Source organism: Arthrobacter sp. 35W (genome assembly GCF_000482545.1).
Taxonomy (GTDB): Bacteria; Actinomycetota; Actinomycetes; order Actinomycetales; family Micrococcaceae; genus Specibacter.
On the sequence record NZ_KI519454.1, the window covers coordinates 2,413,281 to 2,437,473 of the forward strand.

25 protein-coding genes are annotated in these 24,193 nt (G+C 67.8%); 6 read left to right on the top strand and 19 right to left on the bottom strand.

The genetic code is table 11. The features are described from left to right. Positions 1-173: 173 nt before the first annotated feature. Together K254_RS0110775 and clpS are read right to left on the bottom strand one after the other, a co-directional pair. A complete protein-coding gene (locus K254_RS0110775; RefSeq protein ID WP_026555365.1) occupies positions 174-740 on the bottom strand; it encodes a DUF2017 domain-containing protein in 567 nt (188 codons plus the stop codon). Further along, positions 733-1,038, bottom strand: coding sequence for an ATP-dependent Clp protease adapter ClpS (gene clpS, locus K254_RS0110780; protein WP_026555366.1), 306 nt, complete (start codon positions 1,036-1,038; stop codon positions 733-735). Before clpS ends, K254_RS0110775 begins: the two co-directional genes overlap by 8 nt. A 38-nt stretch (positions 1,039-1,076) precedes the next feature. On the opposite strand from clpS, the gene K254_RS22850 reads away from it, so the two are divergent. After that, on the top strand, positions 1,077-2,441 hold the full coding sequence (locus K254_RS22850; protein ID WP_051389058.1) for a nicotinate phosphoribosyltransferase: 1,365 nt from the start codon (positions 1,077-1,079) through the stop codon (positions 2,439-2,441). Between the two features lie 70 nt (positions 2,442-2,511). Then, positions 2,512-3,132, top strand: coding sequence for an isochorismatase family protein (locus K254_RS0110790; protein WP_026555367.1), 621 nt, complete (start codon positions 2,512-2,514; stop codon positions 3,130-3,132). A gap of 89 nt (positions 3,133-3,221) precedes the next feature. On the opposite strand, the gene K254_RS0110795 is transcribed toward K254_RS0110790, so the two are convergent. The 9 genes from K254_RS0110795 to K254_RS0110835 form a co-directional block, all read right to left on the bottom strand. Continuing rightward, a complete protein-coding gene (locus K254_RS0110795; RefSeq protein WP_026555368.1) occupies positions 3,222-5,009 on the bottom strand; it encodes a DEAD/DEAH box helicase in 1,788 nt (595 codons plus the stop codon). Further along, positions 5,010-5,321, bottom strand: coding sequence for a DUF3039 domain-containing protein (locus K254_RS0110800; protein ID WP_081710013.1), 312 nt, complete (start codon positions 5,319-5,321; stop codon positions 5,010-5,012). Positions 5,322-5,495: 174 nt separating this feature from the next. Next, positions 5,496-6,278: a glucosamine-6-phosphate deaminase gene (nagB, locus tag K254_RS0110805; RefSeq protein ID WP_026555370.1), complete on the bottom strand. Its 783-nt coding sequence runs from the start codon at positions 6,276-6,278 to the stop codon at positions 5,496-5,498. Positions 6,279-6,411: 133 nt separating this feature from the next. Beyond that, positions 6,412-7,983, bottom strand: a complete 1,572-nt coding sequence (locus tag K254_RS0110810; protein ID WP_026555371.1) for a hypothetical protein — start codon at positions 7,981-7,983, stop codon at positions 6,412-6,414. Further along, entirely contained in the window at positions 7,965-8,756 is a 792-nt protein-coding gene (locus K254_RS0110815; protein WP_026555372.1) for an ABC transporter ATP-binding protein, read from the bottom strand. Before K254_RS0110815 ends, K254_RS0110810 begins: the two co-directional genes overlap by 19 nt. Positions 8,757-8,819: 63 nt before the next feature. Next, positions 8,820-9,680, bottom strand: a complete 861-nt coding sequence (locus tag K254_RS0110820; protein ID WP_196810909.1) for a putative protein N(5)-glutamine methyltransferase — start codon at positions 9,678-9,680, stop codon at positions 8,820-8,822. A 1-nt stretch (position 9,681) separates the two neighbouring features. Then, on the bottom strand, positions 9,682-10,782 hold the full coding sequence (locus tag K254_RS0110825; protein ID WP_026555374.1) for an NADH:flavin oxidoreductase/NADH oxidase: 1,101 nt from the start codon (positions 10,780-10,782) through the stop codon (positions 9,682-9,684). 42 nt (positions 10,783-10,824) lie between these two features. Further along, positions 10,825-11,787, bottom strand: coding sequence for a tetratricopeptide repeat protein (locus tag K254_RS0110830; protein ID WP_026555375.1), 963 nt, complete (start codon positions 11,785-11,787; stop codon positions 10,825-10,827). Between the two features lie 28 nt (positions 11,788-11,815). Beyond that, complete coding sequence (locus tag K254_RS0110835; RefSeq protein WP_026555376.1) at positions 11,816-13,936, bottom strand: hypothetical protein; 2,121 nt, start codon at positions 13,934-13,936, stop codon at positions 11,816-11,818. A 302-nt stretch (positions 13,937-14,238) separates the two neighbouring features. Between K254_RS0110835 and K254_RS0110840 the strand changes: the two genes are divergently transcribed. Further along, complete coding sequence (locus K254_RS0110840) at positions 14,239-15,522, top strand: AI-2E family transporter (RefSeq protein ID WP_026555377.1); 1,284 nt, start codon at positions 14,239-14,241, stop codon at positions 15,520-15,522. Between the two features lie 96 nt (positions 15,523-15,618). Here the strand turns inward: K254_RS0110840 and K254_RS0110845 are convergent, their stop codons facing one another. The 4 genes from K254_RS0110845 to K254_RS0110860 form a co-directional block, all read right to left on the bottom strand. Next, entirely contained in the window at positions 15,619-16,410 is a 792-nt protein-coding gene (locus K254_RS0110845) for an alpha/beta hydrolase (protein ID WP_026555378.1), read from the bottom strand. Between the two features lie 69 nt (positions 16,411-16,479). After that, a complete protein-coding gene (locus K254_RS0110850) occupies positions 16,480-17,535 on the bottom strand; it encodes a hypothetical protein (protein ID WP_026555379.1) in 1,056 nt (351 codons plus the stop codon). A 51-nt stretch (positions 17,536-17,586) separates the two neighbouring features. Further along, entirely contained in the window at positions 17,587-17,952 is a 366-nt protein-coding gene (locus tag K254_RS0110855) for a YciI family protein (RefSeq protein WP_026555380.1), read from the bottom strand. A gap of 49 nt (positions 17,953-18,001) precedes the next feature. Beyond that, a complete protein-coding gene (locus K254_RS0110860) occupies positions 18,002-18,325 on the bottom strand; it encodes a hypothetical protein (RefSeq protein ID WP_026555381.1) in 324 nt (107 codons plus the stop codon). Positions 18,326-18,421: 96 nt separating this feature from the next. Here K254_RS0110860 and nucS point away from each other — a divergent pair, with 96 nt between their 5' ends. The 3 genes from nucS to K254_RS0110875 all read left to right on the top strand — a co-directional run bounded on the left by nucS (position 18,422) and on the right by K254_RS0110875 (position 20,921). Next, positions 18,422-19,117, top strand: a complete 696-nt coding sequence (gene nucS, locus K254_RS0110865; protein WP_026555382.1) for an endonuclease NucS — start codon at positions 18,422-18,424, stop codon at positions 19,115-19,117. A gap of 34 nt (positions 19,118-19,151) precedes the next feature. After that, the gene (locus K254_RS0110870; protein WP_026555383.1) at positions 19,152-20,417 is read left to right on the top strand and encodes an N-acetylglucosamine-6-phosphate deacetylase; all 1,266 of its coding nucleotides are present in this window, start codon (positions 19,152-19,154) and stop codon (positions 20,415-20,417) included. A 300-nt stretch (positions 20,418-20,717) separates the two neighbouring features. Next, positions 20,718-20,921, top strand: a complete 204-nt coding sequence (locus tag K254_RS0110875) for a cold-shock protein (RefSeq protein ID WP_026555384.1) — start codon at positions 20,718-20,720, stop codon at positions 20,919-20,921. 73 nt (positions 20,922-20,994) lie between these two features. Here K254_RS0110875 and K254_RS0110880 read toward each other — a convergent pair whose 3' ends face one another. The 4 genes from K254_RS0110880 to K254_RS0110895 all read right to left on the bottom strand — a co-directional run bounded on the left by K254_RS0110880 (position 20,995) and on the right by K254_RS0110895 (position 24,160). Further along, on the bottom strand, positions 20,995-21,426 hold the full coding sequence (locus K254_RS0110880) for a DUF2550 domain-containing protein (protein WP_026555385.1): 432 nt from the start codon (positions 21,424-21,426) through the stop codon (positions 20,995-20,997). Positions 21,427-21,436: 10 nt separating this feature from the next. Continuing rightward, positions 21,437-21,730 carry a F0F1 ATP synthase subunit epsilon gene (locus K254_RS0110885; protein WP_026555386.1) on the bottom strand — a complete coding sequence of 98 codons (294 nt, stop codon included), beginning with the start codon at positions 21,728-21,730 and terminating at the stop codon, positions 21,437-21,439. Between the two features lies 1 nt (position 21,731). Next, positions 21,732-23,186: a F0F1 ATP synthase subunit beta gene (gene atpD / locus K254_RS0110890; protein WP_026555387.1), complete on the bottom strand. Its 1,455-nt coding sequence runs from the start codon at positions 23,184-23,186 to the stop codon at positions 21,732-21,734. Between the two features lie 80 nt (positions 23,187-23,266). After that, on the bottom strand, positions 23,267-24,160 hold the full coding sequence (locus K254_RS0110895) for a F0F1 ATP synthase subunit gamma (RefSeq protein ID WP_026555388.1): 894 nt from the start codon (positions 24,158-24,160) through the stop codon (positions 23,267-23,269). Positions 24,161-24,193 lie beyond the last annotated feature (33 nt).

The following is a 24,193-nucleotide window of genomic DNA, read 5'->3' on the forward strand; positions in this document are numbered from 1 at the left end:
GCGTCCCGGGCGGCCGTCGGCCCCGCTGTGCTGGGGTCCCCTCGATGCATGGCTCATGATCGTCCTAGGATAGGTCCTTGGCGGAGCCGGGATGAACTTTTCACCCCGTCTGGTTCGTCACAAGGGTGCCCCGGTGGGGTGCGCGGACCGCCCGGCACCACCACCCGGGGCAGCTAGTTCGACGCCCGGACTCCCGAGAGCATGGCCTGGACCAGGCCTTCCTGGAGCCAGGAGACAAAGTTGTAGACGAGCGCCAGATAGGAATCCACATCCTCGGCCTTGGACCAGTCCTGGACTTGGTGGATGCGGTCGGCATCCTCCTCATCGCGGATTTCCAGACGTTCGGCCAGCACCAGCCGGACATCGTTCAACGCCATGGCAAACAGCCTGGCGGCATCGGCGTCCAGCACCACCTTTTCCGATTCCAAGGCCAGCGATGCTGCGCGCAGGGCGCCGATCTTAGTCTCGCGCAGCGAGCGCTCGGTGAGCTGGCGGAATTCCAGCGCGGCGGCGTCGTCGTCCCGGACCACATTCGGCAGCAGCCGCAGCAGGGCCGGATCCCGCGGGGCCTGCACGTCCATGTCCAGCCCGATCAGGGCGGCCAGCGGATCCGTGTGGGCGGGGGTTTCCGGTTCCAGCATGTCGATGATGTCGGCAAAGAGCTTGCGCAGCAGGTCCCGCTCGCCCGTCTCAAGATGCGCGGTGATGCCCTTGCGGGTGGAGGTGAAGGCCTTAGCCACTCTTGCCGTCCTTCTGTACTGTGGCCCACAGGCCGAAGCCGTGCATGGCCACCGCGTGGGCTTCCATCTTTTCCTTGGAGCCGTGGGCGACGGCGGATTTGCCCTCGGTGTGGACCTGCAGCATCAGTTCCGCGGCCTTGGCCGGGGAATAGCCGAAGTAGCTTTCAAAGACGTAGCTGACGTAGCTCATCAGGTTGACCGGATCGTTCCAAACGATCAGCACCCAGGGGATGTCGGGAGCAGTCAGCTCCATGGTTTCGGTGCCCCGCGCAGTTTCCGGGGCTGTGCTGACACTCATGTGTCCATTCTAGTGCGGCGCGCATTAGAGTAATTTTCGTGACTACTGCACCTGGTTGGGTCCCACCCCGCACTTCCCTTTTCACGGACCACTACGAGCTGACCATGCTCCAGGCCGCCCTGCACTCGGGCGCAGCCCACCGGCGCAGCGTGTTCGAGGCCTTTGCCCGGCGGCTGCCGGACGGCCGTCGCTACGGCGTCGTCGCCGGCACCGGGCGCCTCCTTGAGGGCCTGTCGGAGTTCCGCTTCGGCCAGACCGAGCTGGACTATCTCGCCGCGCACAAGGTGGTCAACGAGGAGACCCTGGCCTGGCTGGCGGACTTCAAGTTCTCCGGCACCGTCACCGGCTACGCGGAGGGGGAAATCTACTTCCCCAACTCCCCCATCCTGACCATCGAATCAACCTTTGCCGAGGCCTGCATCCTGGAGACCTACGTGCTCTCGGTGCTCAACCACGATTCCGCCATCGCCTCGGCCGCCTCCCGCATGATCGGCGCCGCCGGCGGGCGCCCCTGCATCGAGATGGGGTCGCGGCGTACGCAGGAGGAATCCGCCGTCGCGGCTTCCCGCGCCGCCGTCATCGCCGGCTTCATGAGCACCTCCAATCTGGAGGCCGGGCTGCGCTATGGCATCCGCACCCTAGGCACCGCCGCCCATTCCTTCACGCTGCTCCACGACACCGAGCGCGAGGCCTTTGCGGCCCAGCTGGAGTCCCTGGGCGTGGACACCACGCTGCTGGTGGACACGTACGACGTCGAGACGGCCGTCCGCACCGCCGTCGAGCTGGCCGGCCCCGGACTGGGCGGCGTCCGGCTCGATTCCGGGGACCTGGTGGCCCAGGCCCGCGAGGTCCGCACCCTGCTGGACTCGCTGGGCAACACGCACACGCGCATCACCGTCACCTCCGATCTGGATGAATACGCCATCGCCGCCCTTGCCTCGGCCCCGGTGGATTCCTACGGCGTGGGCACCTCGCTGGTGACGGGGTCCGGGGCCCCGACGGCCAGCATGGTCTACAAGCTGGTCAGCCGCCAGGACGACGACGGCAACTACGTCTCCGTGGCCAAGGCCGCCAAGAACAAGGCCTCCGTGGGCGGGCACAAGTATGCGATGCGCCGCAAGGATGCCCGCGGCATTGCCACGGCTGAGATCGTGGGCGTCGGCTCCCGCCCGCTGGACGACGGCAACGACCGCGCCCTGGTCGAGACGTTCATGGTCGACGGCGTGCTGGCCCCGGGCTGGACAGGTGCCGAGGGCGTGGCCCGGGCCACGGAACGGCACCGCGCCTCCATGGCGGAGCTTCCCGGCGCGGCCAGGCGCCTGCAGCGCGGCGAGCCCGTGATCCCCACCGAATACGAGTACACGGCCGCCGACGCCCCCGCGGGCGCCGCCGCAGCCCAATAGCAACGCACTCAGCACTCAGCATCTCCATCAGCAACACGGCATTAGGCAGTTTGGAAAGCGAAGGAACATCATGGCCAAGGCACTGATCATTGTGGACGTGCAGAACGATTTCTGCGAGGGCGGCTCGCTGGCCGTGGAGGGAGGCGCGGCCCTCGCCGGGGAGATCAGCGAGCTGATCGATTCCACGCCGGACTTCGATTTCGTTGTCGCCACCCAGGACTGGCATGTCGAGCCCGGCAGCCATTTCTCCGAGACTCCGGACTTCGTGAAGAGCTGGCCCGAGCACTGTGTGGCCAGCTCCCGGGGAGCGGCCCTGCACAGGGACCTGGACCAGGAAAACATCGACGCCTTCTTCCGCAAGGGGATGTTCGACGAGGGATACTCGGGCTTTGACGCCCTGCTGGCCCCGGAGGACGAGGTCCGCGTGGGCGAGCGCGAGGCCAATGAGGATGCGGACCCCGCCCTGGACGCCGATGCCGTGTCGCTGGACGACTGGCTGCGCGAGAACGACGTCGACGAGGTTGTCATTGTGGGCATCGCCACCGACCACTGCGTGAAGGCCACGGCCCTGGACGCCATCCAGGCCGGCTACAACACCACGGTTCTGAAGGACTTCGTGGTGGGTGTGGATGGGGACGCCAGCGAGGAGGCCCTCGAGGAGATGGCCGACGCCGGCGTCGACGTCGCCTAGAAGGCCGCTTAGACGCCGTTGAGGCGTGAGGTAATGCCCTTTAGAACCTCTCTAAAGGGCACCACCTCACGCCTCAACGTGTTTGGTGGCTACTTCTTGCCCAGGAACCAGTCCTGGAGCTTCTTCAGCCGCACCTGCAGCTGTGCCTCGTTGGCCTGCGCGACGGCGGGGCCGCCGGAAAGGCGGCGCAGCTCGCTGTGCACGACGCCGTGGGGCATGCCGCTGCGGGCGCTCCAGGCGGAGACGTTCTTGGCCAGCTCGCTGCGCAGATCGGTGAGCATGCGGTGGTCCACCACGGCGGGTGCCGCGGGCTCCGGCTCGGCGGCGGCGGCATTGCGGCGCTTGCGGCGGGACACCTGGTCCGCCTGGCGCTGGCGCAGCAGCACGCCCACCTGTTCGGCGTCCAGCAGGCCCGGAATGCCCAGGAAGTCCTGTTCGTCCTCGCTGCCCACCTCGCCGCCGGTGCCGAACTCGCCGCCGTCAAAGAGCACCCTGTCGAAGGACGCCTGGGATTCCAGGGCCTCGAATTTGAACTTCTCCAGGGTGTCGGAGGCCTTCTCCTCGCGGTTTGCCTCCAGCATCTCGGCGTCCTCGGTGGCGAAGCCGTCCTCGTCGTGCTTGGGGCGGTCCAGGGCGTGGTCTCGCTCCAGTTCGAGCTGGTTGGCCAGCCCCATCAGGTTGGGCACCGACGGCAGGAAGACGGATGCCGTCTCGCCGCGCTTGCGGGCTCGCACAAAGCGGCCCACGGCCTGGGCGAAGAACAGCGGCGTGGCAGTGGAGGTCGCATAGACGCCGACGGCCAGCCGCGGCACGTCCACGCCTTCGGACACCATGCGCACCGCCACCATCCAGCGCTGGTCGCCGGCGGAGAATTCCTCGATCTTGTTGGAGGCCTTGGCGTCGTCGGAGAGGATCACCGTGGGCGACTGCCCCGTGATCTTCTTCAGCTGCCCGGCGTAGGCGCGCGCATCCTCGTGGTCCGTGGCAATGACCAGGGCACCGGCGTCGGGCACGGCGCGGCGCACCTCGGTGAGGCGCTTGTCCGCGGCGGCCAGCACCGCGGGAATCCACTCGCCGGCCGGGTTCAGCGCCGTGCGCCAGGCCTGGGAGGTGATGTCCTTGGTGACGGGGGCGCCCAAGGTGGCAGCCATTTCCTCGCCGGCACTGGTGCGCCAGCGCATCTGGCCGGAGTAGGCCATGAACATCACCGGACGCACCACGTGGTCCTTCAGGGCCTCGCCGTAGCCGTAGGTGTAGTCCGCCTTGGAGCGGCGGATGCCCTCGTGGTCCTCGACATAGTCCACAAACGGAATGGCCGCCGTATCGGAGCGGAACGGCGTACCGGTCAGCGCCAGGCGGCGGGTGGCCGGTTCAAAGGCCTCGCGGATGCCATCACCCCAGGACAGCGCGTCGCCGCCGTGGTGGATCTCATCCATGATCACCAGCGTGCGCTCGGCCTCGGTCTTGGCGCGGTGCAGCATGGGCTTGCTGGCCACCTGGGCGTACGTGACGGCGACACCCCGGAAGGCACGGCCGTGCTTGCCGTCCGCGTTCTTGAAATTGGGGTCGATGGCAATGCCCACGCGCGCGGCGGCATCGGCCCACTGGCGCTTGAGGTGGTCGGTGGGCGTGACGATGGTGACGCGGCTGACCTGCCCCCGCTCAATGAGCTCGGTGGCGATCCGCAGGGCGAAGGTGGTCTTTCCGGCGCCGGGCGTGGCCACGGCCAGAAAGTCCTGGGGATTGCCTGCGAAGTATTTCTCCATCGCCGCCGCCTGCCAGGCACGCAGCTTGGGGGCGGTGCCCCAGGCGGCGCGTTCCGGGTACGCGGGGGGAAGCGAGGGAGAGCCGAACAGTGTCTCGGTGGGTGCAGTCACTTACTTCTTGGAACCCGAGTCATCGCCGCCGGGGCGCAGCCCATCGTAGATTGCCTTGCAATCGGGGCAGACGGGGAACTTCTGCGGGTCGCGGCCGGGGGTCCAGACCTTGCCGCAGAGGGCAATCACGGGCTCGCCGGTGAGGGCGGATTCCATGATCTTTTCCTTGCGCACATAGTGCGAAAACCGCTCACGGTCGCCGGGCTCGACCTCCTGGGCCAGCTCCTCGCGCTCGATGGTGGCGGTGGATCCACCCGGGCCTCCAGGGGCCCGCATCGGATCATTGTCGAAAGGGTCTGCTGGCATGCTCATGCTCCCCATTCTATGCCACCCCCACCGGCGCGCCGCCCCCGTGACCCGCCGCAGCGGGCCCCCTTGGGCCGTGCCGGCGGGGGTTTTGGCGGCAAAGAACGACGGCGTGTCCCCCGGTTTCCCGGGGCACACGCCGTCGTCGGCTGCGGGCGGTGAAACCGCCCACACTTGCGTCTAGATGCCCTGCCAGTCCGGCTTGTTGGCGTAGGTGTGGCGGTAGTAGTCGGCCAGCTTCAGCTCGCTCGCTGCGGCCTCGTCCACCAGGATAGTGGCGTGCGGGTGCAGCTGCAGCACTGAGGCGGCACAGATGGCCGCCACCGGGCCCTCGACGAAGTCGCGCACGGCGGCGGCCTTGCCAATGCCCGTGGCCACCAGGACCACGTGGCGGGCATCCATGATGGTGCCCAGGCCCTGGGTCACCACGTGGTGCGGGACGTCGTTGATGCTGGAGAAGAAGCGTGCGTTGTCCTGGCGGGTCTGCTCCAGCAGCGTCTTGATGCGCGTGCGCGAGGCCAGCGAGGAGCCGGGCTCGTTGAAGCCGATGTGGCCGTCGGTGCCGACGCCCAGGATCTGCAGGTCCACGCCGCCGGCGGCCTTGATGGCTGCCTCGTAGGACGCGCAGGCGGCCAGGATGTCCGTGGCGGTGCCGTCGGGTCCGTGGACGTTCTCCGGCTTGATGTCCACACGGTTGGTGAACTCGCGGCGGATCACTTCGCGGTAGGACTCGTAGTGTCCCAGCGGAAGGCCGACGTATTCATCCAGGGCAAAGCCATGGGCCTCGGTGAAGCTCAGGCCGTCTTCATCGTGGCGGCGGGCCAGCTCATCGTAGATGGGCAGCGGCGACGATCCCGTGGCAAGACCGAGGACGGCGTTGGGCTTGCGCCGCACCAGGGCCTCGATGGCGTCCGCGGCGAGAGCGCCGATTTCTTTGCTGCTGGGGAGGATGACAACCTCCATGGACCACTACCTTTCAAATGCAGGACACGTGTTTGCGCCCGGCGCTGCCCGCAGGGGGCTGCGCCCGCGGTGCCGGCGGCACAATGGGCATGCTCTATTCGAAGATATCCCATGTCCTATAACTTCGGGAATCTTAACTGTCTTTGGACACAGCCAGCAGAAGTTCCGGGGCCCGCTTGTCGTAGATCCTCCCGCCCCAACGGATGCCGAGCACCAGGAAGAGGGTTCCAAGCACCAGTGCTACGGCCAGCGCGATCCAGCTCAAATGTGCCTGCTGCGCCAATACCCCCACGATACTCAATACCGCCACCGGCAGCACCATGACAGCCACTCCTGTGACGCCAGCCATCTGGACCAGCACACTGGAGAAGCTGTTGCCGGGCTTGGACTTGAGCGGGCTCTCCCCCGGTGCCGGCACGTTGTATGTGAAGCGGGCGGAGAACACGCTGGCCAGTCCCAGCGAGGCACCCACCAGTGCCAGGGTCAGCCCCAGCGTGCCGGGCAGATAGGCCCACGCATCGTTCAGGGCCGCGCCCACCACCGTGTAGACGATTCCCAGCGGCACGGCAATGACGGCGCAGGCCAGCGCCCGCCCCATCCTGTCGGCGGCCCCGCTGACGCCCGTGGCCACGTGGAGGGCGAAGGCGGTGTTGTCATAGGAGATGTCGGTGGAGATGAACCAGCACATCAAATAGGTGGCGATGGCGCCGGCAAAGAGCAGCATGAACATCGACCCGCTCTGCACGCCGACCAGGACAAAGACCAGCGGCAGCAGGGGGCTGATGACCAGCCCGGCCGCATAGCGCGGATCGCGGAACCAGTACGTCAAAGACCGCGCGGCGACGGCGCCCGTGGGGGTGGCCGGGAACCACCGGAAGAAGCCGATGTTTCCGGCCGTCTTGCGGGCACCGCCGCTGTGCGCCGGGGTGACGAGGGCGCGGGCCAGGAAGATCTTCCACAGCCAGAGCAGCCCGGCCAGGGTGCCCACGGCAATGAGGAACTTGAGCCCTGCGGCGCCATAGTGGCCGCCGGCCAGATCGGCCGGCACCGACCATGCCGCACCCAAGGGGGTCCAGGACAGTGTCCGGGCCAGCGCGGGCAGCACCTCGGCAAAGTTCCGCAGGACGTCCGAGGTGCCGGCGATGATCGGCCCCAGCAGCATTAACGGAATGAGCAGGACCAGGCCGCTGACATCCTTGAACCGGCGCGAGGCGGCCAGATTGGAGCTCGCAGCCGTCATGGCCCGGGAGGCCACGATGCAGGTCATCACGGCCAGGGCGGCGCACACGACGGCGGCAACCGCCGCCAGCGGGTGGCGCCACCAGGTGCCGACGGTGCCCAGGGCGGCCAGGGCAGTGATCGCCCCGGGGATGCCGATCAGCCCGGAGAGAGCCAGCCCGGTCAGCAGCGTGCGCATGGGGATGGCAAAGGTGGTGAAGCGCGCCGGATCCAGCGTCATGTCCACGCCGGCGGCCAACACGGGGATCACCAGCCAGCCCAGGATGACGGCGGAGCCGGCGAGCACGATGACGGTGGAGGCGATCTCCAGGTCTGCACTGCCCAGCAGGACCAGCCCCACCAGGACCAGCACCAGCATGCCCAGCCCGTAGAGGCCGCCGATCACGAGCCCCACCACGGCCATGGTGCTGCGTTTGAGGGAGTTGCGCAGCAGATCGAGTTTGAGCCTTAGGAGGTGCGCAACCATGCCAGCCCCGTACTCGTGTTGCGGCCGCCCACCAGCTGGACAAACCTGTCTTCCAGGGACTCGGAGCCGCGGACCTCGTCCACGGTGCCGGCGGCCAGCACATTGCCACCGGCAATGACCGCCACGTGGTCGCACATGCGCTGGACAAGGTCCATTACGTGGCTGGAGACAATCACGGTGCCGCCGGATCCCACGTAGTCGGTGAGGATGTCGCGGATGTTGGCCGCAGACACCGGGTCCACCGATTCAAAGGGCTCATCGAGCACCAGCACCTTGGGCGCATGGATCAGGGCCGAGGCCAGGGCGATCTTCTTGGTCATGCCGGCGGAGTAGTCCACCACCAGCGTCCCGGCGTCCTTGGCCAGGTCCAGCGCCGCCAGCAGATCCTTGGTCCGCTCGTGGACGGTGTCAGCGTCCATGCCGCGCAGCAGGCCCGCATAGGTGACCAACTGCTCGCCGGTGAGCCTGTCAAACAGCCGCACGCCGTCGGGCAGGATGCCCATCAGCTTCTTCGCCTCCAGCGGCTGGCCCCACACGCTCGTGCCGTGCACCCAGGCGTCTCCGGCGTCGGGGCGCAGCAGCCCCGTGGCCATGGACAGCGAGGTGGTCTTTCCGGCCCCGTTGGGGCCCACGAGTCCAAAGAAGGACCCGGCGGGGACGTCGAGGTTGATGCCGTTGACGGCGGTCTTGTCCCCGAACCGCTTGACCAGGCCTCGAATGGCCAGCGCCGGAGCGCCAACGGGTGGGGTGTGCGGGTGTGTGGAATCACTCATGCTGCCACGCTAACAGCCGGGTTTGCGGGCCCTACCCATCCCAAAGGATGATTTCCGCCGCGCTCAGGGAGCCGCGCCGACGACCACCGTCGCATCTTTGCCGCTGCACGTGGCCACCCGGGCCAGCAGCCCGGCGCCGGCCAGCAGCGCCATCGTCTCCGGCGCCTGGCGGGCGCTGGTCTCCACCAAGAGGTGTCCGCCCGGTGCGAGCCACTGCAGGGCACCGGCGGCGACGCGGCGCTGGATGTCCAGGCCGTCGGCACCGCCGTCCAGCGTCACCAGCGGTTCGTGCAGCCGTGCCTCGGGCGGCATAAACCGGATCTCCCCCGTGGGGACATAGGGTGCGTTGGCGAGCAGCACGTCCACCCGGCCGCGGAGGTGGGCCGGCAGCGCATCGTACAGATCGCCCTGGAACACCTGGCCATCTACCGCAACCAGATTGGCGCGGGCGCAGGCCACCGCCGCAGGGTGGATGTCGACGGCGTACAGCTCGGACCGCTGCCCGGTGGCGGCGAGGGCCGTCGCGACGGCGGCACCCAGGGCGCCGGAGCCGCAGCACAGGTCCAGCACCACCACGGGCCGCGTCGGGGCCACACCGGCGGATCTGTGGGCGCCGCCGTCGTCCGCCAGCAGCACTAGGGCCTGTTCCACCAGAAACTCGGTGCGGAGCCTGGGTACAAAGACGCCGGGGGCCAGGGAGATGCGCAGCCCGGCAAACTGCGCCCAGCCCAGGATCTGCTCCAGCGGCTCCCCCGCAACACGGCGGGCCGCCAGGGCATCCAGCTGGGCGCGCGTGGAGGCGGCGTCGATGAGGAGCCGGGCCTCGTCCTCGGCGAAGACACAGCCGGCAGAGCGCAGGAGGGCGGCGATCTCCGCCTCCAACGGCTGGGCTGGGGCGGGCGGCTGGGCCGCACTGGGTGGCACGCTACCCTGGCCGGCGGGCCGCGCGCTGGTATTGCGGAGCCCAGGGCACGTCCGCTCCCAGCACCTGTGCGGCGTCGAGCCACCAATGCGGGTGGCGCAGCAGCTCCCGGGCCAGGAACACGGCGTCGGCCTGGCCGCTGGCCACAATGTGCTCGGCCTGTTCCGGGGAGCTGATCAGTCCGACGGCGGCCGTGGGCACACCGGCCTCCCGGCGGATCTGCTCGGCAAAGGAGGTCTGGTAGCCCGGGCCCACGGGGATCCTGGCCCCGGGGATGGCACCGCCGCTGGAGACGTCGATGAGGTCCACGCCGCGCGCCGAGGCCGCCCGGGCCAGCCGCACGGAACTGGCCCCGTCCAGGCCGCCGTCGCTCCAGTCCGTGGCGGAGATGCGCAGGAACACGGGCATGACCGCGGGGACGTTGGCCCGCACGGCATCGATGACGGCCAACGCCAGCCGGAACCGGCCGGACTCGCTGCCGCCCCAGCCATCGCTGCGGGTGTTCACCAGAGGTGAGAGGAATTGGTGCAGCAAGTAGCCGTGGGCCGCATGGATCTCCACGATGTCGAAGCCGGCACGGACCGCACGCGCCGCCGCGGCACCGAAATCGGCCACCACCGTGGCAATGCCGGCCTCCGTCATCGCGCGGGGCGCGGCAAAGGAATCGAAAGGCTCGGCCGTGGCACCCACCGTCGCCCAGCCATGGTCCGCCGGGGGAACGCTGCCGGACTGGCCCGAAAAGGGCCACCAGGTCGAGGCCTTCCGCCCGGCATGGGCCAGCTGGATGCCCACCTTTGCCCCCACCTCGGAATGGGTGTGGATGAAATCGGTGATGCCGCGCCAAGCGGATTCCTGGGCATCGTTGTAGATCCCGGTGTCCCGCGGGCTGATCCGCCCGGCGGCGTTGACGGCCGTGGCCTCGGTGAAGACCAGCGCCGCTCCCCCGGCCGCGAACTGCCCCAGATGCACCAGGTGCCACGCGGTGGGCACACCCGGAGCGAGGACGGGGTCGCAGGAGTACTGGCACATGGGCGACACCCAGGCCCGGTGGGCCAGTTCGAGCCCGCGCAGCGGCAGGGGTGAAAAGAGCAGTGGTGCGCTCATGGGTTGATCCTGGGCCGCGCCGTCTGCTCCATGGTCCGGGGCCTAGAAGAGGGCCCGGGCCAGGGCCTGGCGGGCCGCGGCCACGCGCGGGTCCGAGACGCCGACGACGTCGAACAGTTCCAGCAGGCGGACCCGTGCACTCTCGCGCTCGGCACCGAAGTTGTTCTTGATGAAGCCCACGATCCGGGCGAAGGCATCCTCGATGTGGCCCCCCGTGACATCCAGGTCCGCGACGGCAAGCTGGGCCTCGAGGTCCTCGGGTGCGTCGGCCGCCCGGCGCCGCAGGACATCGGCCTGCTCGGTGTTCAACACCGCTGTGCGCTGCATCAGGTGCACCTGGGCGAGGCCGATCTTGGCATCGCCGTCAGTCGGCATCTCGGCCAGGGCCTTGGTGTAGGCAGCCTCGGCGGCCGCCAGATCCCCCGCCTCGATCGCGTCGAAGGCCGCCTGGTGCAGCGGCGGCAGCGGCTCGGGCTCGGCGGCATCCGCGCCGTCCCGGTTTGCCCCCAGGGCGCCGTCGACGCCGTTGGCCGCGGCCACCTTCACCAGCTCCGAAAGGTAGCGCTCAATCTGGTCGTGCGGCAGCTCACCCTCGAAGAGCGGCACCGGCTGGCCCTTGACCAGCGCCACGATGGTGGGGACCGCTGTCGCGCCAAAGGCCTGGGCAATCTGCGGGCTCACCTCGGCGTCCACACGGCCCAGCAGCAGCCTGCCAGCGTATCCCGCCACCAAGGATTCCAGCACGGCAAGGACATTGGCGGACTGGGCGGACCAGGCGGCCCCCAGCGACACCACCACCGGCACCTGGGCGGAAAGCTGCACCAGGTCCTGGAAGTTTGCCTCGGTGACGTCCACGGAGTACGACTGGCCTCCCGCCCCATCGGCGCCGTTCCCGGCGGCGGTGGCCGCCGGGGCGGGCCGGGTGTTCTTCAGGGCTGACAGATCCACCGCACCACGGAGGTTCAGGCTGGCGGCAACGGCGGGGTTCACGGGAGGCTGGGTCATGGATTCACTCTATCTGGGCAGGTGGGGGCTACTTGAACTTGGCATCCACCAGTTCGCGGGTAGCGGAGAGCAGCGTCATCTTTCCACCGGCGGAGGCCGGCGGGATGTAGAGCACCACCGGTTCGCCGAAGGCCAGAACATAGCCCGTGGTGGTTTCCTTGCCACCAGCAAACACCGCTGCCTCGTCGGCAATGGTCAGCTTTGCCTCGGGGTTGGCCGTGGCATCCACCTGGAAACGGTAGTTGGCCACCACCATGGCACCGCCGTCGGCCGTGCGGAGCACCCGCGTCGTGTCGGCCACAAGATTGTGCGAGAACGCGTAGCTGGCGTCCTTGGCCTTCTCGGCAAACTGCGCCTGGTAGGTCTCGGTGTCGGTGATGTAGACGCTGTCGTTGAACTTGTCCTTCCACGCGCTGTCACCCTTGGTCAGCCTGTCGCTGAGGCCGGCCAGGGCCTCGTTCGGGCTCATCAGCAGTGCACTGGCGGCGTCGGCGGGCAGCTGCTCGGAGCCCTCCTTGGCCGGCGTCGGGAAGGTCTGTCCGGGAAGCAGCGGGGTGGATTCCACCAGCTTGTAGTTTTCGCGCGCGGTGCTCTGGACCATGGTCAGAACCTGCGGCACGTCATTGCCCTCGCCCTGGGTGACGGCGATGATGGTGCGCGGCCAGGTGGTGGAGTTCGTCACCACGCGCGAGAGCAGCTTGGAGCTGGCCACGGGCAGCGCGGCAGCGTAGCTGGAGACCTGCGAGCGGATCTTGTAGTTGGCCGCCCGGATCTCCAGGGCCGAGCCTCCTACGCGGCTGGCCAGCTCATTGGCGTCCTTGGCGTTGTCGCCCGTGGCGACGACGGTGGCGACGTCATTGAGGATGCGGGTGAACTGGTTTTCCACCAGGGCCGGGTAGGCGCTGGTGGCCGCGGCAGTGGACGACGCCGAGGCCGACGGCGAGGCGGACGGCGCGGGCGAGGTGGTGTCATCGGCCTGGGCCGGAGCCAGGGATCCGGCCACCAGCACTGTGGCAATGGCGGCACCCCAGCGGGCGCTGCGGGAGAACGGCGTCATGCGCTTGTCCTTGCCCTTCTCGCCCGGCTTGCCGGTGGAGTTGTCCGTAGACGTCCCAGGCGCCTTGTTTGTGTTCTTGCCAGGGTTCTTGTCTGTGTTCTTGCCGGTCGACGTGGCCGTGGAGCCGGGGCCCTTGGGCCTGCCGTCCTTCGTGTCGTCCTCGGTGTCCTTCTTGCCGTCGGTGGGCGAGGCATCCTTGGACGCCGCGGCAATCGACGCCGCATCGATGGCCTGCGCAGCCGGTGCATCGGCGGAAGTGGCGGCGCCCGCAGCGGGCTCGCCGGAACCGGCGGCATCGGATGGCACGGGGATGGACTGCGTCCCGGCGACGGGCCACGCGACACTGGCATCCGCCGCACGGGGGCCGGAGTCCTTCGCGCCAGCGGCAGTGCTGGAGCCGGCCCGGGAATCGGAGACGGGCCGGGCGCCCGTGGCATTGGTGATCGTCGCTGCGGCTTCGGCACCGGCGGCACGGCGCGGGCCGGCGGCGCGGCGTCGCTGCTTGGGCTTGATAAGGAACACCAGCGCTGCAACGGCCAGGGCAATGGCGCCCAGCACCATGAGCGGCACGGCCCACGGAGTGCTCGTGTCATTCGGCGCCGTCACGGAGATGTCCGTGGGGGCCGGTGCAGTGCCGCCGGAGGAGAGCAGGATGGCCCAGTCGCCATCGGCCGGCGGGGTCCACTGGTAGTCCATGGTCCCGGTGCCGCTGCGCTGGCTCACCCACAGGTCCGAGCCCACCGGGCTGGGCACAGTGGCGTCGCCGTCGGAGTGCTTCGTCTCCAGGGAGGTGAAGTCCGCGTTGGCACCCGTCACGTTCAGGTGCGCTGCGGAGCCAACCCAGCCGGCGACGTCGGCCGGGCGGCCCACGGCAAGTTCAATGGGCCCATCGGCCTTGATGCTCAGCGTGAGGTTGCCGCCGTGGGAGTTCAGCAGGGCAGGGTCCACCACCGTCAGGGGTGCACTTTGCGTGGGGGCTGCCAGCGTGGCAGTCACCGTGTCCGAGGGCAGCCAGATCGTGCGCTGCCCAATCCCCAAGGCAAGCAGCAGCAAGCCAAGAATTGCCAGTCCAATCGCTATTTTCGAACGCACAAAACACACCTATCTTCGGCGGAAAAATACCTTGAAGCTCACTTAAGCGTAACCGGCCACTCATTTTCGGCGGAGTTTTAGCCGCCTTTAATGCCCCGTGAAACCCTGCGGGCCCCATGAAAGCGCCACCCGCACGACGGCGCCGCATCCCCGGCCCCGCGCGGCGTGGCGCCATACGGCGCGACGCGGAGCCACCACTGAGTGAGGCATTGCTCACTCAGTGCGCTGGTAGTGTGGCTTTGACTCCCAGCCGGGCATGGGCTCGGCACCTCCAAACATTAACGTGAAAGCAACGGACCCACGTGAGCGAAAACAACGAATCCCCCCTTTCCGAGACGCCGAAGGAGCAACGGCAGGAGCAGGTTCCGGACACGTTGGGGCCGGGCCCGGCCACCCACGCGAAGGACGGGATCGTGCACAAGCTGATGGCCGGCCTGCGCCGCCCCATCCCCGGGGCCCAGCCCCGGGTGCGGTTCTCCTTCCCGCCCGAAGCGGACGAGCCCGAGGCCGCGGAGGCCGGTGCCGCCGCCGCGCCCCGAAGCGGGATGCCTGCCATCGCGAACCCCATCTACCTGGGCTTCATGGGCACCGTGGGCGTGGGACTGGCCCTGTTCCTCTTTGCCATGATCTCCAACACCACCCAGCTGCTGCTGTGGATTGTCGCAGCCCTGTTCATCGCACTGGGGCTGGATCCCGTGGTGCGGTGGCTGGAACGGCGCAAGGTGCCGCGCCCCGCGGGCATCCTGCTGGTCCTGCTGGCCCTGCTGAGCCTGGTGGCCGCCTTCTTCGCCACTCTCATTCCCACCCTGGTGGAGCAGACCACGCAGCTGGTGGAGAAGGCGCCGGTGTGGATCAGCGACTTCCTCAACTCCGATTTCTTTAAGAATCTCGACAACCAGTATCACGTGATCGAGCGGATCAACGAGGAAGTGGCCAAGTTCTTCGCCAACACGCAGGCCGTGGGCGGCATCTTCGGCGGCGTCATCGGCGTCAGCACCACCATCGCCAACGGCCTCTTCGGCACGCTGATCGTGCTGGTCCTCAGCCTGTACTTCCTCTCCTCGCTGCCGGCCATCAAGAGCTGGAGCTACCGCCTGGCCCCGCGCTCGCGCCGCCACCGGGTGGAGGCGCTCAGCGAGGAGATCACCCAGTCGGTGGGCAACTACGTGATCGGCCAGGTCTGCGTGGCCGTGCTGAATGCAACCTACGCATTCATCATCATGTCCATCCTGCACATCCCCTTCAGCGTGCTGCTGGCGTTCGTCGTCGCCCTGCTGGCCTTCATCCCGCTGGTGGGCGGCATGATCGCCGCCGTGCTGGTGATCGCCGTCAGCCTCACCGCCGGCTGGCAGACCGCCGTTCTCTACGCGATCCTCTACTTCGCCTACCTGCAGTTCGAGGCCTACTTCGTCTCCCCGCGCATCATGCAAAAGGCCGTGGCAGTGCCCGGTGCCATGGCCGTCATCTCCGTGATCGCCGGTGGAAGCCTGCTGGGTGTGCTGGGCGCACTGATCGCCATTCCGACGGCGGCCGCCGCCATGCTGCTGATCAAGGAAGTCTTCATCTCCCGCCAGGACAAGCACTAGCGGTATTGCCCCCAACGAAAACTGAGGCGCAGCAACTGCACGAAATCCACGGATTTCATGCAGTTGCTGCGCCTCAGTTTTTGGTGGGCGGGGAACCTACTGCGCGGCGGCGACGGGGCCGGCCCATTCGGCCGCGAGGGGCTCGACGGCGGTGCCCAGCACCGTGGCGGTGATCTCCGACAGGGCGCGGCTGGCGTACTTCTCCCCCACCCACAGGTGCTTGGCGCCGTCGACGCCCACCACCTTGGCCTGGGGCACGAGGGCAAAACGGTGCGCGGCGGCCACCGGCTGCAGATAGTCGTCGAATTCCGGGACCAGCACGCTCATCGGCTTGCCGCTGGCACCCCAGCGGGCGAGGTCCTCATCCGTGGCCCGGTGCAGCGGCGGGCTGAGCAGAACGGCGCCCTCGACGGCGCCCGCCACCGGCGCCTGGGCGCCGTACTTCAGCACCAGCTCGGTGCCGAAGGACCAGCCCACCAGCCATCGGTTCGGCAGGCCCCGGGCGACGGCGTACTCCACCGCCGCCAGCACATCGGCCCGCTCGCCGATGCCCTCGGCGAAGGCCCCGTCGCTGGTGCCGCGCGGGGAGGAGGTGCCCCGGGTGTTGAAGCGCAGCACGGCAATGCCGGCCAGCGCGGGCAGGCGGTAGGAGGCCTTGCGGAACACATGCGAGTCCATGAAGCCGCCGTGCGTGGGCAGCGGGTGCAGGGTGATCAGCGTGGCGCGGATGGGGCCCGACGCCGGCAGGGCCAGTTCGCCGACGAGCGTCAGTCCGTCGGCCGTCACCAGCTCGATGTTCTCCCGGTGCGCCGGCAGCACTGTGGCGGCACGGATGGCCTCGGGCTGGGCGGGGGTGCTGAAGACATACTCTGCGGGGTCGAAAGCCATGCCATTAAGCGTAAGGCCAACATCGCAGGGCACCGTCCCAGCCCCAGCGCTCCGGGCCGTGCGGCCCTGCTAGGACTCGAGGATCCAGCTGTCCTCCGTGGGCGGTCGGTGCCACCCCTGCCGTGGGCCGCCCCCTTCGCGTGCGGCATCCGTGAACCAGATGGTGGTGTCCGGGTTCCACCCGGCGATGATCGATGCCGTGTCCGCGTCCACGGGGAGTGCACGGGCCGCACAGCCGAGGTAGCCCAGACCTGTGAGGTGCGCGGCGTCCCACTCACCCGCCACCCGATCCCAATCCGGCACCACCCAGCGGCCGTCACGTCCGGTGGCGCGGAACCAGTCGTGCCGCCGGGATGCTGTGACCTCCAACGGATAGGTGCGGCACAGGAACGTCCAGTCGTCGGCCGTACGGATCTCGAAGATCCTCCCCGCCCCGCGGACCGGAATCGTGGTGGCCTGCTCCCACCCCAGAGAATCCTCCACCAGGCCCAGCCCGGCGGGAATCCGGCCAACGCTTTGGAGAACGCCGTGCGGGATCGACCACCAGGATCCCGAGAAGTTGGCCCGCGGATCGCGCGGCCGTTGACGCGCCGCCCGCACCTCCTCGGCACGTTCCTTGTCGGCCCACCGGGCCAGCGTTGTCCGCGCATCCTTCGGCAGCGGGGCCGGGTCCGCCGCCGGACGCCAGTCAATGGACCACTGGCGCTCCTGGCTGGGCTCCGCGAGCCACTGCATCGTGGATGCTGACATGATCCGCTCCGCCAGCGGGTGGAGCGCCGCCCGGATGCTGGGCAGGTCGGCAAGCACGTCCTCGCCTTCTGGCTCCTGCCAGTACCTCGCCGTGTCGACAGACCTCTTCAGCGCAGCCAGCATCTGCCCCTCGTCGAGGTGGGGGGCCTCGAGGGCCGCGAGCGCGGCTGCCAACTGCTCCGGTGGCGGGGCGGCGGGTGGCTCGGGAGCGGCACCGCCGACGGCGGACAGGACGACTCTGGATGTCCCGGCGCCGGGATCAAGGGAGTACGCCAGCCCGAAGACTGCCGCTCTGATGCGCGGATCCAGCTCCATGGCCAGCTCTAGACACAGCCGGCGCCCGCGCGGCCCTTCGAGAAGCACTGCCGCATTCATTGCCGTCCACTCCTCATTGCATCCCCCGGAGATCCGCTATTGTTCCGGGACTTAGGCGGGCACTTCCTGGAAGGCGCGGACTTCCACACGGCCGGCACACGCCTTCGAGGCCTGCTTGGCCCACTCCAGGGCGGCGTCGATGCCGGCGGCCTCGATGACCCAGAAACCGCCCAGATATTCCTTGGGCAGTACATGCGGCCCGGCAGTCACCGCCGGCTCCTCGCCGGTGTTGTCGACAGTGGTGGCCGACTGGATGGGCTCCAGGCCGCCGGCAAACACCCAGGCGCCCTCGGCGCGGAGCTTGTCGTTGAACGCATCCACCGCGTCAATGATCGGTTGGATCACCGCCGGGTCCATGGTCGCCATCGTGGGGGCATCGTCGGTGTCGTGGCCGACCGAGATCAAGTACTGGGTCATGGGGTTCCTCCTGCGGGGGCGGTCCGGTGGGCGCCACTCTACCGGCGGCCTACCTGTAGCGGAAGGTGCGGGTGCGCCAGCAATTGGTGTGCCAGTGGCGGCGTTCGCGCAGCCCGGCGTCGGCGCCAAAAATGTTGTCCTCGGCCCAGACCACCAGGTGTGCAATGCCCGGGGGCACCTCGCGGTGGCAGCCGGGGCAGGTGTAGGTCTTGGCCGCATTGCGGGCCGTGATGGACCGCACGGCCCATTCGCCGTCGGGCGCTGATTCCCGTGTGGGAACACCCAGGCGGGTGCGGTCCAGGTCCAACTCCTCGGGCGCAGCATGCTTCCCTGGGGCTGCGGTGCGGCGGCGGGGGCGGTTGGAGCGGGGCATGGAACCATTTTGCCACCCTCCGCCGCTGCCTCGCGCCCACCGCCAAGGCCAGCCCCGCGGACCGGGCGCACAGCTTGGCACGGTAAAGTTCTCCGGGTGCGTTTAGTGATTGCCAAATGTTCGGTTGACTACGTCGGCCGACTCAAAGCCCATCTCCCCCTGGCCGTGCGCCTGCTGCTGGTCAAGGCCGACGGCTCGGTGCTGGTCCATTCCGACGGCGGCTCCTACAAGCCGCTGAACTGGATGAGCCCCCCGGCCACCTTCCGCACCACCACTCCGGCCGAAACCGAGCTGGAGGATGGCGTCAGCGAGCAGTGGATCGTACAGTCGACCAAGACCGACGACCGGCTGATTGTGAACATCTATGAGCAGCTCCACGAGAGCAGCCACGACCTGGGCGTGGACCCGGGCCTGATCAAAGACGGCGTCGAGGCCGATCTGCAGCGCCTGCTGGCCGAGCAGATCCACACCCTGGGCGAGGGCTTCACCCTGATCCGCCGCGAATACTTCACCGCCATCGGACCGGTGGACCTCCTGGCCCGCGACGCGGACGGCGCCACCGTGGCCGTGGAACTCAAGCGCCGCGGCGACATCGACGGCGTCGAACAGCTCACCCGCTACCTGGAACTGCTCAACCGGGACCCGCTGCTGGCCCCGGTTCGCGGCGTGTTTGCCGCCCAGCAGATCAAGCCGCAGGCCCGCGTGCTGGCCACCGACCGGGGCATCGAATGCCTCACCCTGGATTACGACGCCATGCGCGGCGTAGATGACAGTTCGACCCGCCTGTTCTAGCCGCGCCGCGGGGGCGATTGACTAGACTTGGCGCATGACGTCGACTCTCCCCAGCGCCCCCGTGCCCACCCCCGCCACCATGAAGCTGCTGCGCGGGCCCCTGGTCAGTGATGGGCTGGTGGTGGACGACGGCGTTCTCGTCACCGAGGGTGACCGCATCCTCTACGCCGGCGAGGCCGGCGGCCTGGCCGATGCAGGCATCGACACCGCCGGCATCAACGCTGCCGACATCACAGAGCTTCCCGCGGGCCACGCGATCCTGCCCGGTCTGGTGGACATCCACAACCACGGCGGCGCTGGCGGCGACTTCCCCGGCGGAGCGGAGGATTCGGCCCGTACGGCCATCGACTTCCTGCACCGCAGCGGCACCACCACGCTGCTGGCCAGCATGGTCACCGCCTCCCCCGAGGACCTTCTCAAGGGTGTTGCCCTCTACGCCGATCTCACGGACGAGGGGCTGCTTGCCGGCATCCACCTCGAGGGCCCCTTCCTCTCGCACGCCCGCTGCGGCGCCCAGAACCCCGCCTTCCTGCTGGAACCGGATCTTGACCTCGCCGCGGAACTGATCGAGGCCGGCCGCGGCCGGTTGACCACCATGACCTACGCTCCCGAGCTCCCCGGCGCCTCGGCGCTGGTGGATCTGCTCACCGAGCACGGCGTCACCCCGTCACTGGGCCACACCGACTGCGACACCGCCACGGCCGCCTCCTCGCTGGCCCAGGCCCGCGAGGGCCTCAGCTCCACGGGCTTCGATGGCACCAGCGGCCGCCCCACCGTGACGCACCTGTTCAATGGCATGCCGCCCATGCACCACCGCGCACCGGGCCCGGTTGCCGCCTGCCTGCGGGCAGCACAGGCCGGCAACGCCGCCGTCGAGCTCATCGCCGACAACACCCACCTCGATCCGCAGACCGTGCTGACCGTCTTCTCCCTGGTGGGCGCTGCCAACGTGCTGCTGGTGACTGACTCCATGGCCGCGGCCGGGCTGCGCGATGGCCAGTACATGCTGGGCCCCTCCCCCGTGACTGTCACGGACGGTGTGGCCACGCTGGATGCCACCGGCTCCATCGCCGGCGGCACGGCGGTGCTGATCGACGTGGTGCGCCGCACCGTGGCCGCCGGCATTCCGCTGGCCGACGCGGTGCTGTCCGCCAGCGCCGTTCCGGCCGCCGTGCTGGGGCTCTCGGACGAGGTGGGCAGCCTGCGCCGCGGCCTGCGGGCCGACGCCGTGGTGGTCGACGGCGATCTGCGCACCACCCATGTGCTGCGCGCCGGCAGCTGGCTCGAGCCCTGGGCCTGACCTGCCGCCGGGGCACCCGATGGCATCCGTAACATCACGTCGCACTAATGCCGGTTGAATTCGTCAACAAAACTCGTTAACAATGATGACCATTGGGCACCAATTCGTTGACCTTGCATATGCCCCGTGCAATGCTAGGACCAGTCTTTGTGTACGTGGTTTTCATGCTCGCAAGACGTGGTGCGAGCGTGAAGCTCCTGGGGGACGGACCATTGCTGTGCCCCAGTTTCTTCCCGCGGAGTTGCCAGGGATCCGCGCGCGGTGTGCGGATCTGCACATTCCATTTATGAGGAGAAACAAGTGGCACAGGGAACTGTTAAGTGGTTCAACGCTGAAAAGGGCTTCGGCTTTATCACCCCGGATGACACAGACACCGATGTCTTCGTCCACTATTCCGAAATCCAGTCCGGCGGCTTCAAGACCCTGGATGAAAACCAGCGCGTCTCCTTCGAGGTCGGCCAGGGCTCCAAGGGACCGCAGGCCACCGGCGTGACCGTCATCTAATACCGACGCTTAAACAGAGTGGCCCCGCAGGCTGATGCCTGCGGGGCCACTCTGTTTAAGCGTCGGTGCGGTGCTACCGCCAGGTGCCGATGCCCACCACCGGTCCGGCCTCCAACCAGGAGGACAGGCCCGCATAGGCGTCGAACTTCATGGCCATCTTGAATTCCTGGCCCTCATGGCGCAGGGAGACAATGACGACGTCCGGCGCGACCTTGGGGATCTCGCCGTCGTGCGGCTTGCGCCGGCCCAGCAGCTCCAGGGAGCTGCGGCGGAACCGGTAGCGCGGCCGCGGGGCCAGGGACAGGAGCGTAAACCACTCCAGCTCCATGGCCTGGTAACGACAAACCCCCATCCGCCACCGGTTTCCCGATGTGCAAATGGAGGCGTCAGCCGTGCCCAGGGTGCGCCGCAATTGCAGGCGGCGCACCCCGAAAAGGCACAGTGTCAAAACTACCAGCAGGAACAGTCCTGCCAGGGCGATGAACGGAAATTGAGGATCGTTCATCAAAGCTGGATTATCGAGCCCCAGCGTTGGCTGCACCGGTGCCGTCGTGGAGCTGAGCATTGTCAGCCACGATCACCACGCGGTCGCTGTCCACGGAGAAGAAGCCACCATCGACGGTGACCGCAATGCGGGCGCCGTCCAGCGGTTCAATGGCCAATTCACCTTCGGCCAGGATGGCCAGCAGCGGAGAGTGTCCGGGCAGGATTCCGATCTCGCCGTCGCTGGTTCGCGCCTTGACCATCTTCGCTGCCCCGGACCACACGGCGTGGTCCGCTGCAACGATTTCTACCTCAAGGTTCGCCATCTTACTTGGTCGATTCCTGGATCTTGGCCCACTGGCGCTCAACATCGTCCATGCCACCGACGTTGAAGAACGCCTGCTCGGCAATGTGGTCGACGTCGCCGTCGCAGATGGCCGTGAAGCCCTCTACGGTGTCCTTGATGGACACGGTGGAGCCCTCAACGCCGGTGAACTGCTTGGCGGTGTAGGTGTTCTGCGAGAGGAACTGCTGGATGCGGCGCGCACGGCTGACCACAATCTTGTCCTCTTCGGAGAGCTCATCGACACCGAGGATGGCGATGATGTCCTGGAGTTCCTTGTTCTTCTGCAGGATCTGCTTCACACGCACAGCGGTGTTGTAGTGGTCCTTGCCGATGTACTGCGGGTCGAGGATGCGCGACGTGGAGGTCAGCGGATCAACGGCCGGGTACAGACCACGCGAAGCGATTTCACGGGAGAGCTCGGTGGTGGCGTCCAGGTGGGCGAACGTCGTTGCCGGAGCCGGGTCGGTGTAGTCATCGGCGGGCACGTAGATGGCCTGCATCGACGTGATGGAGTGGCCCTTGGTGGAGGTGATGCGCTCCTGGAGCAGACCCATCTCGTCGGCCAGGTTCGGCTGGTAGCCCACGGCGGAGGGCATGCGGCCCAGCAGCGTGGAGACCTCGGAACCGGCCTGCGTGAAGCGGAAGATGTTGTCGATGAAGAGCAGCACGTCCTGGTTCTGCACATCGCGGAAGTACTCCGCCATGGTCAGCGCAGACAGGGCCACGCGCAGACGCGTTCCCGGCGGCTCATCCATCTGGCCGAAGACAAGGGCGGTGTCCTTCAGAACGCCGGCCTCTTCCATTTCGACCCAGAGGTCGTTGCCCTCACGGGTACGCTCGCCGACACCGGCGAACACGGAAGTACCACCGAAGTTGCGGGCAACACGGGTGATCATTTCCTGGATCAGAACGGTCTTGCCGACACCGGCACCACCGAACAGACCAATCTTTCCACCCTTGATGTAGGGGGTCAGAAGGTCGATGACCTTGATGCCGGTCTCCAGCATCTCGGTGGAGCCCTCAAGCGTCGCGAAGGCCGGAGCCTTGCGGTGGATGGGCCAACGCTCAGTGGTGGTGAGCTCGGACTCTGCAATGTCCAGGGGCTGGCCCAGGACGTTGAAGATGTGGCCCTTGACGCCCTCGCCGACGGGAACGGAGATCGGAGCGCCGGTGTCCACCACAGTGGTGCCGCGGACCAGACCGTCGGTGGCCTGCAGGGAGATGGCACGGATGAGGTTGTCACCCAGGTGCAGGGCGGTCTCAAAGGTGATGGTGCGGGTTACACCGGCGAGGGTTACCTCGGTGGTGAGTGCGTTGTAGATTCCGGGAATGGCGTCCGCGGGGAACTCAACGTCAACAACGGGGCCGATTACCCGGGCGATGCGCCCGGTAGCACCGGCGGTGGCGGCTACCTGCTCTGTAGTGGTGGCAGTCATCTCTCTCACTTCAATCAGTAGATGGCGTGGGGTTAAGTCTAGCTTTTTGGTACCTGGGAGCTTGTCCGCAGTGAAGGTGCCTAGGACGCGTTGAGCGCGTCGGCACCTGCCACAATCTCGGACAGTTCCTGGGTAATTTCGGCCTGGCGGGCCGTGTTGCGCAGTCGCGTGTACTTCTTGATCAGCTCAGTGGCGTTGTCGCCGGCAGACTTCATGGCACGCTGGCGGGCAGCGAGCTCGCTGGCTGCGGCCTGAAGCAGAGCTGCAAAGATGCGCGATTCGATGTAGCGCGGAAGCAGTGCATCAAGCACCTGCTCGGTTTCCGGCTCGAACTCGTACAGCGGCAGAAGGTCGGCTTCGCTGGTGGCAGTCTCTTCGACAACCTCCAGGGGAAGCAGACGCACAACCTGCGGAACCTGCACAACCATCGACTGGAAGCGGGTGGACACGATGTGGATCTCGTCCACGCCGCCCTTTTCAAAGTCAGTGCCGAACGCTTCGAGAACGACGGCGCCGATTTCCTGGGCCGTGGAGAACTCGGGTGCATCAGTGCCACCGGTCCACACGCGCTCGTAGCTCCGGTTGCGGAACTCGAAGTACGCCTGTGCCTTGCGGCCGACGAGGAAGTACTTGACTTCCTTGCCTTCCACGGCCAGCAGCTCGGAAAGCTGCTCGGACTGCTTGAGGACACTGGCGGAATAGGAACCCGCGAGACCTCGGTCCGAGGCCACAATGACGACGGCGGCCCGGCGGATCTGCTCCGGCTCAGTGGTCAGCGGGTGGTCGATTTCACTCTGTGATGCCACAGCAGAAACGGCACGGGTAATGGCGTTCGCGTAGGGCAGTGAGGCTGCCACGCGCGCACGGGCCTTGCCAATGCGCGAGGTAGCGATCAGTTCCATCGCCTTGAAGATCTTGCGCATCGACGTCGTCGAGGAGATCTTCTGACGGTAGACCCGGATCTGGGCTCCCATACTTTTCCTTTCCTATGATCTCGGTGTTTGAGC